12 protein-coding genes, 1 tRNA gene and 2 pseudogenes are annotated in these 12,269 nt (G+C 54.8%); 3 read left to right on the top strand and 12 right to left on the bottom strand.

The annotated features are described in order from the left end of the window. The first annotated feature begins 18 nt into the window (after positions 1-18). Both ACZ1HE_RS03400 and ACZ1HE_RS03395 read left to right on the top strand, forming a co-directional pair. Positions 19-345, top strand: coding sequence for a TIGR02300 family protein (locus ACZ1HE_RS03400; protein ID WP_472619558.1), 327 nt, complete (start codon positions 19-21; stop codon positions 343-345). Positions 346-506: 161 nt separating this feature from the next. Further along, positions 507-582 (top strand) — tRNA-Ala (locus ACZ1HE_RS03395). A 64-nt stretch (positions 583-646) separates the two neighbouring features. Here the strand turns inward: ACZ1HE_RS03395 and ACZ1HE_RS03390 are convergent. From ACZ1HE_RS03390 to ACZ1HE_RS03365, 6 genes and pseudogenes are all read right to left on the bottom strand, one after another. Beyond that, complete coding sequence (locus ACZ1HE_RS03390; protein ID WP_472624339.1) at positions 647-1,030, bottom strand: glutathione S-transferase C-terminal domain-containing protein; 384 nt, start codon at positions 1,028-1,030, stop codon at positions 647-649. Between the two features lie 27 nt (positions 1,031-1,057). Continuing rightward, positions 1,058-1,282: pseudogene (locus tag ACZ1HE_RS03385) on the bottom strand (glutathione S-transferase N-terminal domain-containing protein); the annotation flags it as partial. Between the two features lie 176 nt (positions 1,283-1,458). After that, the gene (locus ACZ1HE_RS03380; protein ID WP_472619557.1) at positions 1,459-3,072 is read right to left on the bottom strand and encodes an AMP-binding protein; all 1,614 of its coding nucleotides are present in this window, start codon (positions 3,070-3,072) and stop codon (positions 1,459-1,461) included. Positions 3,073-3,088: 16 nt separating this feature from the next. After that, complete coding sequence (dmdD, locus tag ACZ1HE_RS03375; RefSeq protein ID WP_472619556.1) at positions 3,089-3,898, bottom strand: methylthioacryloyl-CoA hydratase; 810 nt, start codon at positions 3,896-3,898, stop codon at positions 3,089-3,091. 23 nt (positions 3,899-3,921) lie between these two features. Beyond that, positions 3,922-4,251 carry an acyl-CoA dehydrogenase C-terminal domain-containing protein gene (locus ACZ1HE_RS03370; RefSeq protein ID WP_472624337.1) on the bottom strand — a complete coding sequence of 110 codons (330 nt, stop codon included), beginning with the start codon at positions 4,249-4,251 and terminating at the stop codon, positions 3,922-3,924. Beyond that, entirely contained in the window at positions 4,236-5,684 is a 1,449-nt protein-coding gene (locus ACZ1HE_RS03365; RefSeq protein ID WP_472619555.1) for an acyl-CoA dehydrogenase family protein, read from the bottom strand. Before ACZ1HE_RS03365 ends, ACZ1HE_RS03370 begins: the two co-directional genes overlap by 16 nt. Before the next feature lie 113 nt (positions 5,685-5,797). Between ACZ1HE_RS03365 and ACZ1HE_RS03360 the strand changes: the two genes are divergently transcribed. Next, positions 5,798-6,811: a helix-turn-helix domain-containing protein gene (locus ACZ1HE_RS03360; protein ID WP_472619554.1), complete on the top strand. Its 1,014-nt coding sequence runs from the start codon at positions 5,798-5,800 to the stop codon at positions 6,809-6,811. 248 nt (positions 6,812-7,059) lie between these two features. On the opposite strand, the gene ACZ1HE_RS03355 is transcribed toward ACZ1HE_RS03360, so the two are convergent. From ACZ1HE_RS03355 to ACZ1HE_RS03330, 6 genes and pseudogenes are all read right to left on the bottom strand, one after another. After that, positions 7,060-7,611 (bottom strand): PfkB family carbohydrate kinase, encoded by a 552-nt coding sequence (locus tag ACZ1HE_RS03355; protein ID WP_472624335.1) that lies wholly within the window; start codon positions 7,609-7,611, stop codon positions 7,060-7,062. Continuing rightward, positions 7,563-7,991, bottom strand: coding sequence for a PfkB family carbohydrate kinase (locus tag ACZ1HE_RS03350; RefSeq protein ID WP_472619553.1), 429 nt, complete (start codon positions 7,989-7,991; stop codon positions 7,563-7,565). The genes ACZ1HE_RS03355 and ACZ1HE_RS03350 overlap by 49 nt, the downstream gene beginning before the upstream one ends. After that, positions 7,988-9,516 (bottom strand): annotated as a pseudogene (locus ACZ1HE_RS03345) (mannitol dehydrogenase family protein). Before ACZ1HE_RS03345 ends, ACZ1HE_RS03350 begins: the two are co-directional and overlap by 4 nt. Beyond that, the gene (locus ACZ1HE_RS03340; protein WP_472619552.1) at positions 9,516-10,517 is read right to left on the bottom strand and encodes an ABC transporter ATP-binding protein; all 1,002 of its coding nucleotides are present in this window, start codon (positions 10,515-10,517) and stop codon (positions 9,516-9,518) included. The pseudogene ACZ1HE_RS03345 and the gene ACZ1HE_RS03340 overlap by 1 nt, the downstream one beginning before the upstream one ends. Positions 10,518-10,526: 9 nt before the next feature. Next, positions 10,527-11,360 (bottom strand): carbohydrate ABC transporter permease, encoded by an 834-nt coding sequence (locus ACZ1HE_RS03335; RefSeq protein ID WP_472619551.1) that lies wholly within the window; start codon positions 11,358-11,360, stop codon positions 10,527-10,529. 11 nt (positions 11,361-11,371) lie between these two features. Then, positions 11,372-12,247 (bottom strand): carbohydrate ABC transporter permease, encoded by an 876-nt coding sequence (locus tag ACZ1HE_RS03330; protein ID WP_472619550.1) that lies wholly within the window; start codon positions 12,245-12,247, stop codon positions 11,372-11,374. Positions 12,248-12,269 lie beyond the last annotated feature (22 nt).

The following is a 12,269-nucleotide window of genomic DNA, read 5'->3' as shown; positions in this document are numbered from 1 at the left end:
ATATCAAGGGGATTTCACATGCCCAAGGAAGAATGGGGCGTAAAGCGCGTTTGCCCAACAACCGGCAAACGTTTTTACGACCTGAACAAAGACCCGATTGTCAGCCCCTATACGGGCGAAATCGTGGAACTGGACACTGGCAAAAGCCGGATGATTGCAGCGGATGCCGAAGATGCGGCCACGCTGAAGAACAAACAGTCGATGGACACAGAAGACGTCGTACTGGAGGATGATGACGATGTAGATGTCGATCTGGGCGATGATGTTCTGGACGACGATGACGACGAGGACAACGTGTCCCTGGACGAAATCGCCGACGTCTCATCCGAAGACGAAGACTCGTGAGAATCGGACGGGCCGGGAAATATCCCGGCCCATTCTTTTTGTGACGCAGCCTTCAGCTTCACCTTCGGGCGGGTGAACTTTTTTACCGATGCGACCGATTTTGCACTTGCGCTCAACTCTGTCGTTTCATAAATGTCCGCCCACCGCAGCAACAGCTGTATGGGGCCTTAGCTCAGTTGGGAGAGCGCTTGCATGGCATGCAAGAGGTCAGGGGTTCGACTCCCCTAGGCTCCACCAAATCTTCCGATTTTTTGCCACTCGTCGCCCGTCCTTTTGGACAGGTGTTTACGAAATGTTGGGCTTAGACATTGAACCAAACCGGAGCCTGACCTTCGGACCACGGTGAATATTTGTCCATTACCTGTACGAATTCTTTGCTGTCCAGAAAACCATCCAGCCACTTCATCAAGTTCGGCCAGCTCTGAGCATCAAACCAAACTCGGTCAATATAGGCAAACTGGCGCACAAACGGCAGAAGCGCCAGATCGGCAATCGTCGGGCGATCTCCAAAAAGCCACGACGATCGGGCAAGTTGTTCATCAAGGTTACGCAAGTAGCTTGCGGCTTTGTCACGCTCGATTTTGGCGTCCAGTTCCGGATAGCGCGTCGCGTACTTCGTGTGATCCAATGCGGTCTTGAATGGACCATCATTCACCGCAACCAAATCCCAGCCTTCCTGAGGCATGGCCAAAAGCCGTTGCGGGTCATGTTGTTGCAGAGCCCAAACCATTATTTCCAGGCTTTCGTCTATGACTTGGTCAGACAACCGAAGTGAGGGCACTGTTCCCGATGGCGATGTTTGCAAAAAGGATGTTGGTTTGTCCCGCAATCGAATCTCACGCAGTTCAACTTTGACCCCTGAACTCGCCAGGGCGAGCCGGGCCCGTATTGCATATGGGCAACGGCGGAACGTCCAGAAGATTGGGTGATGAGCCATACTGGGATTTATCTGCAATTGAACGTCGTGGTCAAACAAACCGGTACTAAACACACCTTACTGTCATGTGGTCACCGAAAAGAAGAACGTCAGTTTCCCTGTGTCACGGAAGTAGGTGTCTTGAACAGGTTTCCTTGGTTGTGCGAATCCGGGATCGCCGCTGCAACCCCAGACCACTAACCCAAAGACTTGGCCCGGTCGCGAAGCTGGAATTTCTGGATCTTGCCTGTGGACGTCTTTGGAAGCGTCTCAAATACTACCGCTTTCGGAGCCTTGAACCCGGCCAGATGATCGCGGCAGAACGCGATAATCTCGTCACTTGTGGCCTGTGCGCCCGGTCGCAGTTCGACAAAGGCACAGGGAACCTCGCCCCATTTTTCGTGTGGCATCGCAACCACTGCCGCAGCTTGCACCGCGTTATGGCGATACAACACCGCCTCTACCTCGACCGACGAGATATTCTCACCGCCCGAGATGATTACATCTTTCAACCTGTCGCGGATTTGGATGTAGCCGTTGTCGTGCATGACTGCACCATCCCCGGACCAGAACCAGCCATCCTCGAAAGCACTTTTTGTCGCTTCGGAGTCCTTGTAATACCCCGCCATCACAGTATTGCCGCGGATGGCAATTTCACCCTGCGTCGTACCATCACGGGGTACCGGCTCACCAGTGGTGCGGTCAATTACGGTGACGTCCTCGACCATCGGAAAGGCGATGCCTTGCTGGGCCTGCAGTTCGGCCTGTTCCGCCGGATTGAGGTCATTCCAGTCCTCTTGCCACAAACATTGCGAGATATGGCCGTATGTTTCAGTCAGACCATAGACCTGCATCACGTCAAACCCCATCGATCGGGTTTTCTCCAGAACCGAAGGCGGCGGTGGTGCACCCGCTGTCAAAACGCGGATCGCCGGATCAAAGGGGGCGGCACCGCTTTCGGCCTCAGCCAGCATCTGCAACACAATAGGAGCCGCGCCAAAATGGGTCACACCGTGCGCGCGGATTGCATCCAAAATCAGGTCCGCAGCCGGAACGCGGGTGAAGACAACGGTTCCCCCCAGCATTGCCATCAACCATGGATGTCCCCAACCGTTGCAGTGAAACATCGGCACAACCGAAAGATAAACAGGATAGGTCGGCATTTGCCACGCAGCGCTGGTACCAAGCGCCATCAAATAAGCCCCGCGATGGTGATAGACGACCCCCTTGGGCCGCCCTGACGTACCCGAAGTATAGTTCAGCGCGATGGCATCCCACTCGTCCTCGGGCAAGTCGGCAGTCAGAGGTTTTGATCGGGTCAGCGCCTCGTAGGTCGTGTCCCCCATCCCGTCACCAGTTGCTGCATTCGGGTCCACAATCTCGACCACTGGCAACGCCCGACCCAGAATGCTGAATGCTTTGGCCAGTAGTGGTACAAGCTCTCGATCCACGATAACTAGCTTGGTGTCTGCATGATCCAAAACATAGGCGATGGTTTCCGGTTCTAGCCGTGTGTTCAGTGTATTGAGTACGCCACCGGTAAGTGGCAGGGCAAAGTGCAGCTCGAAAAGCTCGGGGATATTCGGGCTTAACACCGAAACTGTATCACCCTTTTCTATGCCCAGCCCTGCCAGTCCGCCAGCTACCGCGCGGATGCGGGACGCTGTTTCGGCCCAACTGCGTCGTATGTCACCATAAATTACAGCCGTGCGCGCACCATGCAGGTTCTCGGCCCGACGCAGAAACGATGTTGGGGACAGCGGCACGTGGTTTGCCGCAGTTTTCTTGAGATCCTGAAAGGTCCGACGCATTCCGGTTTCGCCTTTCTTAGCTGTTGGGCCGCACACGGGCGGCGGTCTTGTTGGCAAATGCCTCCAACCGTTCACGGGCGGCAGGTTGCGTGTTGACGATACCGCCAACAAACGCTTCGGCATAGGCCGCGTCCATCCCAGACATGTTGTTCATGTGGCTCACGGCAGAACAAATGGCAAAGTTGGTCAGCGGCAGGTTCTGGGCCACTTTGCTGGCCAGTTCCATTGCCTTGTCAAAACTGCCACCGTCTTCGACGATGTATTGGGCAAGGCCCAAATCGACCGCCTCTTGCCCCTGATAGACACGACCCGTCAGGATCATGTCGATCATGCGGTATTTGCCAATCATGTCCGACACGCGGATTGTTGCGCCGCCGCCGGTGAAAATACCGCGCTGGCCTTCGGGCAATGCAAAATAGGTGCCCGGGTCAATCACCCGTACATGTGCGGCACTGGCCAGTTCCAGACCCCCACCAACAACAGCCCCCTTCAGCGCCGCGATGATCGGAACGCCACCGTATTCCATCTTGTTGAACGCCTCGTGCCAGCGCAGGCAAACATGCATGAAATCGTCCGGGCTGCGGTCGGCCTTCCAGTGTTCAACCAGATCAAGCCCAGCGCAAAAGTGATCGCCTGCACCAGTTAGAACCACAGCCCTGACCCCGGCCATGCGGGCACCACTGAAAAATCGGATCAGTTCTTCAATCGTGGTTACATCCAGAGCATTTCTTTTGGTGGGCCGATTGAGGGTGACCACATAAAGGCCATGCTCGCGTTCGGAAATGGCAAGGTTCTCATATGTATCGGGGTTCACGACATCATTCATGGGACGGGTCCTTTCGCGGATCATCATTCGGGAAAATTTGCGTCGAGCAAGCTGCGCGCGCCAAACAGGATGCGGGTCTTTTCAACCTGGCACTCTGGCAGAACATGTTGCGCAAAGAACAGAGCAGTAGCGATTTTTTGGGTCATGAAAGCCGTGTCCTGACCAACTTTCAGACTGGTTTGTGCGGCCAATGCACCCTTGGCCAACTTCCATCCCGCAGCCAATGTCCCGGCGAGCATCAAAAACGGCACAGATCCGGCAAAGGCAGCATCAATGTCGTTGCGGCTGTTGTGCAGCATCCAGTCAAGCGCAGTTTCAAACGCCGTCCGCGCGTCGTTCAGTGCCGCTCCAATCGCCTGTGCGGTGTCATCACCCCTGGCCAGCGCGGCCTCGGTTTCAGCGATACGAGATGCAAACCGGCGAGCCGTTTCCCCCCGTCGCGCATAACTTTGCGCCCAAGAAGGTCATTGGCCTGAATGGCAGTCGTACCTTCGTAGATCGGCAAAATGCGCGCATCGCGATAATGCTGAGCCGCACCGGTTTCTTCGATAAATCCCATCCCGCCGTGGATCTGCACCCCCAGCGACGTGACCTCAACCGCGCGCTCTGAGCAGAAGCCTTTGACCAGCGGCACCATGAATTCAGCCAATGCATTGGCGTCAGCGTCATCCCCGTGATGCGCCAGATCCAACAAACCAGCCGTTGCCGCCGCCATGGCCCGCCCGCCTTCGGTCAGGCTGCGCATCCGCAACAGCATCCGACGCACGTCTGGGTGCTCGATGATTGCCACTGCGTCTTTGGCCGATCCGTTGACAGGACGGCTCTGCACCCGGTCGCGCGCGTAGGACAGCGCCCTTTGATACGCCCGGTCCGAGGTTGCGACCCCCTGCACACCCACTGAAAACCGGGCGGCGTTCATCATGATGAACATGTACTCCAGCCCACGGTTTTCCTCACCAATCAGGAACCCGGTGGCATCTTTGTACTCCAGCACCGCAGTGGGACTGGCTCGAACACCCAGTTTGTGTTCGATACTAACGCAGTTCACCGCATTCTCGGCAGCTGGCATGCCATCCGCATCCAGCAATTTCTGAGGCACGATGAACAGGCTTAACCCTTTTGCACCAGCGGGTGCATTGGGGGTTCGCGCGAGCACCAGATGAATGATGTTTTCAGTCAGATCATGAGCACCATACGTAATGAAAATCTTGGTGCCAGAGATACCAAAGCTCCCATCTGCGCGTGGAACGGCTTTGGTTATGACACGCCCCAGATCGCTGCCCGCCTGTGGTTCGGTCAGGTTCATCGTGCCAGACCAACGCCCCGCAATCAGCGGCTCCAGATAGGTCGCTTTCTGCTCTTCTGTTCCGGTCAGCAACAACGCTTCGATCGCGCCATCGGTCAAAAGAGGGCAGAGCCCAAAGCTCATGTCGGCTGCGTTCAGCATCTCGACACCTGCTGCCCCAACAGCTCGCGGCAGCCCCATGCCGCCATACTCCACCGGGTGTGTCAGGGCCTGCCACCCCATCTCGACAAATTGAGCATAGGCCAGAACGTCCCCTTCGGGCATCGTCACCCGACCCTTTTCGAACTGCGCTCCAAGTTCATCTCCGACATGAGACAAAGGCGCGATTTGCTCATTGCAAAAACGCGCATACCCTTCCAACGCCGCGCCGATGTCCGGCAGGTCAAAATCGGAATAAACCGCCATCGCAGACACCCCGTCCCAATGAGACAGATGCTCGATACAAAACATCAAATCCTGTACAGGCGGTTGGTATGACATGCAGGCGCTCCTTGCCGAGAACTATGGCTTTGCGTCAGATATCCCTGTAAATCCTTGCAGATAAGCTCATTCCTTGACAATATTATATCCGATTACGCCAGAAGGTCTCAGACGTGACCAGCCAAGATCCTATATCCCTGACCACGGTATCAAACGCCTTCATTCAGGATTGGCTGGGTGCTTTAAACTCATGCTGTACACCTGAAACCTTGTCCGCGCTGCTAGACCGAGCCGGTCTGGACTCTGAACCCCAAAACCCATCACAGCGGGTCACGCTTGACGAGATCACTCGGCTTTACCAAATTGCGGCCTTGGAAACTGGCGACGAGATGATGGGCCTTTGGAGCAGACCCATTCGACCGCGAGCCCTGCAACATCTGGTCACCATTCAGCGCGAAGCGCGCAGCATGACCTCGGCACTCTATCGCTTCTCAACCTTCTGGAACCTGCTGCTGGATGACTTTTTTCTGGAGCTGCACCACGCACCTGAACATGTGGAATTGGCACTGATCCCCTTTGCGCAGGAAACCCGCCCTCAGCGCTTTGGTCATATGCTCTTGCTAAAGCTGGCGCATGGGTTGCTGTCGTGGCTAGGCGGGTCCGAAATCCCGGTCAAAGAAGTGCGCTTTGCCTTTGCGCAACCGGGTTTTGCCTCGGACTATGCGGTCGTCTTTCCCTGCCCGGTGCAGTTCTCGGCGCTGCAAACCAGCATCCTTTTCGATCCAGGCCAATTCACACGCCCGATCACCCGAACTTCGGCCGAGGCATCTGCATTTCTTGAACGCGCACCGCTTGACTGGATTTTCACCGGTTCCCGCGCGCATACATACAGCCTGCAGACCCGTGCATTTCTTTATGGTGCGGCCTGGCAAACGGGCCAGCTCCCCGAGGCTGCAACGGCGCTGAAAATGACCCCACGGACGCTGAACCGGCGGCTGAAAGAGGAAGGGACGTCCTTTCAAGAGATCAAGGACGCGCTGAGGCGGGACATGGCCATTCGCGCCCTTCAGCAAGGCGACAACAGTATCGAGCAGATTGCCTTTGATACCGGGTTTTCAGCCCCGGCAAATTTTCACCGAGCCTTTCGGAAATGGACAGGCAGAACGCCGGGATCTTACCGAATTTAAGACAGATGCCTGTTTACTGACACCCAATCTGGCGAGATCAGACGTTGGTTTCGCAACCTTCAATCCACACCAGGCGCGGCAAGGATGTCCGACGTGTCATCTCCCAACTTCAAAACTCCGCTCTTTGGGACATGATCCTGCGACCGCCCGTTAGCACAGTTCGCGAGAACAACCACCCTTCGGAGCAGGTGCAGAAACAAGCAATACAAACAATCCGCTCTCTCGAAGTTACATAACACAACACACAGTCAAGCCATCACATCTTGTGCCCAAGGTGGATTAGCGCCCTTCCGCGAGACCGAGATTGCGGCGACTTTTGAGGCAAAAAGCAAGGCCTGCATTAGTACCTCAGGGTCGAGTTTCCTAAGTGTTTGCGCGTCCAAACACCCAAGTTCGTTCAACTTGCACAAGAGCCCCGCATTGAAAGTATCACCAGCCCCGACTGAATCCACGACATCGACCTTCTCAGCGGCAACATTAACTTCAGAACCATCAGACAGAAATCCAATCACCCCAGAAGAGCCGCGAGTCACAATAGCGACTTTGGGGCCGCGCCTCATCAACGTGGCGACTTTTTCTGCTAAAGGTAGGGGCTGTGGGATCATCCAATCCAGATCCTCATCTGAAACTTTCACAATATCGGTTTTTGCCAACATCTTCTCCAGCCGAGCACGGTATCGTTCCTCATCGGGAATGAACTTCTCTCGGATGTTTGGATCCAGCATGACAACCCGCCCGGACTTCTCCCGGTCTAAAAGTGTGGCATAGGTTTCCGCCCCTGGTTCAGTGGCGAGGCTGATGCCGCCAAAAAAAGAGTGGAAACGTCGTCTGGTACTTTGGGCAGATCAGAAAGGTCCAACATGCGGCCAGCTGAGTTTTCATCAACAAAGCTGTAGTTGGCCTGACCATCGACAAACTGAACAAATGCAAGCGTCGAAGGACGGTCCGACGTCACGGCAAACGAAAGATCAACATTTGACGAGCGAAGATGCGCAGCCAATTGCTGACCAAACATGTCATTTGATAGGCCGGTAAATAACCCGGTTGGCACGCCCAAACGGCTCAGAGCAACCGCCGTATTCATTACTGCGCCGCCACAATGTGGAACAAACCCATCGGTCCCCTGACGTGTCGGTTCTGGGATCATGTCGATGAGGGACTCACCACAACACAGGATCATCTTGACGTCTCTCTTTCCGAGTTTTGAGCCTGCGCTAAATAGACTTGGAGCGCGGCAAGGCTGCCCTCGGACCAGATCATCGTTAACCAGCGACAAAAGGTCGGTACGAAGATTGGGTCATCGACAAGGTTGCCATAGATTTGATGTTGTTCAAGCCATGCTGTCGGTCTTTGAGCACTCTCTCGTGCAACCTCTGACAACCGCTGCCAATCGGGGTCATTCGCTGCAACAACACTCCCATCATCCCGAACCCCGGCGCACATTCGCGCCCACAGTGCTTCGACCAATGCCAAGCCTTCGACAGAGCCACCGTTCTTCAGGGCCTCTCGAATGATCGGCAGGATGAATTCTGGATGGCGCGAAGATCCGTCAAAAGCCACGCGGCGTGTTGTGTCCCGAATTTCCGGGTTTGAAAATCGACGAGCGATCAGACTCACATATTGTGTCGGCGTCATGCCCGGTACAGGCGATACATACGGCGCAATTTCTTCGTGTTCGACCTTGTTGAAGAACTGCGAAATTTCGGGGTGAGCCATGCATTCTGCAATGGTTTCCACAGACAGAAGTTCACCGACATTAGCCAGCACCTGATGGCCCGCATTCAGTATGCGAATTTTCATTGCCTCGTAAGCGTGAACCTCTGGCGTAATGATCACCCCAACTTCTTCGAATTCGGGTCGACCCACGCAAAAATCATCCTCGATCACCCATTGTCGATAGCTTTCGTGAGTAACCGGAACCCCATCATCGACACCGAAGCTCTGCGCCAGTGCAATTTCAATTGGCCCAGTTCGTCAGGCACAATGCAGTCCACCATGGAATTGGGGAAACTGCACTGTTCATCAATCCATTCCGCGAGAGCGAGATCTATGTGTTGAGCCAGCGTAATGATTGCTTGGCGTGCAATACTGCCATTTCCGCGAAGGTTGTCGCAGCTGAGAACCGTGAAGGGCCCAATCCCAGATTCTTTGCGCGCCGCAAGCGCGGCAACAATGGACCCAAAAACAGTCCTTGGGCTTTCAGGATGGCGAATGTCGTGTTGAATGTCTGGGTGAGCGGTGTCCAAGCCATCTTCAACCGGTGAAGTAAAATACCCGCCTTCGGTGACCGTTAGTGAAACGATCCGAATGGCGGGATCAGCCATTTGCCGGACAAGCGCTGTATTTTCTTCCTCAATCGGCAGGTAATCAATTATGGAGCCAACAACTTCGGCCGATTTGCCCTTTGGAGACAACTCAATCAACGTTGTCAGATAGTCCTGAGACATCAAACGGTCACGCATAACCTTGTCTTGAGCTCGGACACTTGCTCCGATGATGGCCCAGTCCTGCGCACGCCCCTGCTGCATCAACCGGTGGATATACCAAGCTTGATGCGCGCGGTGAAAGTTGCCAAGCCCGATGTGCACGATACCAGGGCGAAGGCTATCCCGATCATATTCAGGGCGAGCAACAGCCGCCGGAAGCTTGGTCAGGTTAGCGTCTGAAAGCGCAAGCACATTGGTATTGGATGCCGTTGCAGCCATCAAACTCTCAGGCCTTGCGCATCAAATTTGTGAATCTGATCGGTCTGCGGCGTCAGATATATGGTGTCACCATGTTTGACCGAGATGTCTCCCGTCACTCGGACTGTCAGCAAGTCGGCAAGACCCGTGTCATGTACGTGAATGAAAGTGTCAGAACCAAGGTGTTCCGCAACACCTACGCGGCCCTTCCATGCACCATCCGTCATACTGACGTCGGTGTGCTCCGGTCGAATACCAATGGTTGCTGCGCCATGCTTCTCAGCCTCGGCTCCCTTTACAAAGTTCATCTTCGGCGAGCCGATGAAACCCGCTACAAATTCATTCTGTGGCTTGTGATAAAGGTCCAACGGCGAGCCGACCTGCTCAATCACCCCAGCACGCAGCACCACAATTTTGTTCGCCATGGTCATCGCTTCGACCTGGTCATGGGTCACATAGATCATGGTGGTCTTTAGACGTTCATGCAGTTCGCCAATTTCCAAACGCATCCCTACACGCAGGGCGGCGTCCAGGTTTGACAGCGGTTCGTCGAACAAAAAGGCTGCAGGTTCGCGGACAATCGCCCGCCCAATTGCAACGCGCTGGCGTTGGCCGCCTGATAAGTCAGCAGGTTTGCGATCCAAATAGTCCATCAGGTTCAGCGATTTGGCTGCGGTTTCGACACGTTGGTCAATTTCCGCCTGGGCCATCTTCGCCATACGCAGAGGAAACCCGATGTTCTTGCGGACGGTCATATGCGGATACAGTGCATAGGATTGGAAAACCATGGCCAACCCACGCTGAGACGGTGGCACTTCGGTCGCAACTTCACCATCAATTTCGATGTCGCCAGAAGTCAGATCCTCAAGACCGGCGATCATCCGCAACAAGGTGGACTTGCCGCAGCCAGAAGGGCCGACGAAGACCGCGAATTCTCCATCTTCGATGGTCAAATCCAATGGAGGGATAACCTGAACGTCACCAAAACTCTTGGTCACGGATTTGAGCTGAATACGTCCCATTGTCGTTCCTTACTTCACAGCGCCGAAGGTCAAGCCTTGGACAAGTTGTTTCTGGCAGAACCATCCAAGGACAACGATGGGTCCAACGGCGGCTGCCGAGACGGCAGAGAGGCGTCCGAAGAAGAGGCCTTCGGGGGCTCGGTTGCCTTCGATGAGTTTGGACAGCGTGGCTGCATCTGTGGTGGTCAGGCGCACAGTCCAATAGGCTTCGTTCCAGCAAAAGATGAAGCAGAGCAAAGCGGTCGACGCGATGCCACCCCACGCAAGCGGAATGAGGATTTCCTTGATCTCACCCCAAGTGTTCACACCGTCCATCTGACCGGCTTCGATGATGTCCTTCGGGATTTCCTTGAAGTAGGTGAAGAGCATCCAAACCACGATGGGCAGGTTGATCAGACTGAGCACCAGGATGATCAGGAAATGGGTATCAAACAGTCCTGCGGACTTGGTGAGAAAGGTCATCGGATACAGCACAGCCGCCGCAGGAAGCATCTTTGTTGAGAGCATCCACATCAGCACGTCTTTGGTGGCGCGACTTGGGTTGAATGCCATGGCGTAAGCGCAAGGGATGCCGACAAAGAGGGTGAAGACGGTGGCAAAAACCGCTGTGATGACAGAGTTCCTGGCAAAGCGCCAATAGTCGTAGTTCTCGGTCATATTCAGGTAGTTTTCGAGCGTCGGCGTGAACCAGATCAGGTGTTCCGGTTTCACCGCGTCGGCGTCGGTCTTAAAGCTGGTCAGTACCATCCAGAAGATTGGGAAGAAGAACAGCAGCCCTACGATCCAGGCCAACGTCGGCCGACCGTATTTCGAAAATCTCGAGGGTTTTGCAACAATGGCCATTGGTTTTTCCCTTATTCCATCAACGTCTTGCCAATCATGCGCAGCAGAAAGAACGCGACGATGTTGGCAAGGATGACTGCGAAGATGCCTGTGGCACTGGCAGCCCCGATGTTGTTGTTGGCAAACTCTCCGATCAGGTACGGCAGGTTTTTGTTGCCATTCCCGCGGCTGACAATTTCGATCTCTGCATAGAGTGAGAGATGGAAAATTGCCTGGATCATCACCACGATCGCAATGGGCCGAGACAAATGCGGCAGCGTCAAAAATCTAAATTGTGACCATGCACTTGCGCCATCCAGCACGGCCGCCTCTTTCTGTTGCTGGTCTTCTGACTGCAGCGAGGTCATGAAAATCAGAACCGCAAAAGGGGTCCATTGCCAAGTCACCATGATGATGACCGCAAGGGCCGAGGTTTGTGTCGCCCGGAAAGAGATCGGCTCAAGTTCCGGCCAAAGCGAAAAGAACCAACCAACTGCCGGGGCTGACCTGAGTGTATCGATCAGATCGTTGATGCTGCCAACAGCGATTCCCTGCAGGCCAAGGACCGGATCGAGGATCATGTTGATCCATAGAACCGCATTCACAGCCGGCATTACAAAGAAGGGCGAGATCAGCAGGACGCGGACGATGCCCTGTCCCGGAAAGGCCTTGTTGATCAGAACGGCGATCAATACGCCCAGGATCACCGTCAGGATCAGAATGCTGCAAACGATAAACAGGCTATTCTGAATGGCAAAAAGGAAGTCCTTGGATTTCAGAACAAATTCATAGTTGCCGAAACCACGCCAGTTGCTGAGGCTTGGGGTGGTCCACTCTGGACGGCGTAGACTGTTCAACACGTAGCGGATGAATGAAAAGTACAGCGTCATCCCTAAAGGGATCAGCATCCATACCAAGAGAAGCAGGACT

This window comes from Falsiruegeria sp. JB4-1, from assembly GCF_055693495.1.
Note: the sequence above shows the minus strand (reverse complement) of the source record. Positions and strands in the feature narration are given on the sequence as shown.

Bases quoted from the DNA above. Each gene is read 5' to 3' on its own strand.
- ACZ1HE_RS03400 (WP_472619558.1), top strand. From the start codon at position 19: ATGCCCAAGGAAGAATGGGGCGTAAAGCGCGTTTGCCCAACAACCGGC.
- ACZ1HE_RS03390 (WP_472624339.1), bottom strand. From the start codon at position 1,030: ATGCCTCAGGAAGGCTGGGATTTGGTTGCGGTGAATGATGGTCCATTC.
- ACZ1HE_RS03380 (WP_472619557.1), bottom strand. From the start codon at position 3,072: ATGCGTCGGACCTTTCAGGATCTCAAGAAAACTGCGGCAAACCACGTG.
- dmdD (WP_472619556.1), bottom strand. From the start codon at position 3,898: ATGAATGATGTCGTGAACCCCGATACATATGAGAACCTTGCCATTTCC.
- ACZ1HE_RS03365 (WP_472619555.1), bottom strand. From the start codon at position 5,684: ATGTCATACCAACCGCCTGTACAGGATTTGATGTTTTGTATCGAGCAT.
- ACZ1HE_RS03350 (WP_472619553.1), bottom strand. From the start codon at position 7,991: ATGATCCTGTGTTGTGGTGAGTCCCTCATCGACATGATCCCAGAACCG.
- ACZ1HE_RS03340 (WP_472619552.1), bottom strand. From the start codon at position 10,517: ATGGGACGTATTCAGCTCAAATCCGTGACCAAGAGTTTTGGTGACGTT.
- ACZ1HE_RS03335 (WP_472619551.1), bottom strand. From the start codon at position 11,360: ATGGCCATTGTTGCAAAACCCTCGAGATTTTCGAAATACGGTCGGCCG.
- ACZ1HE_RS03330 (WP_472619550.1), bottom strand. From the start codon at position 12,247: ATGCTGATCCCTTTAGGGATGACGCTGTACTTTTCATTCATCCGCTAC.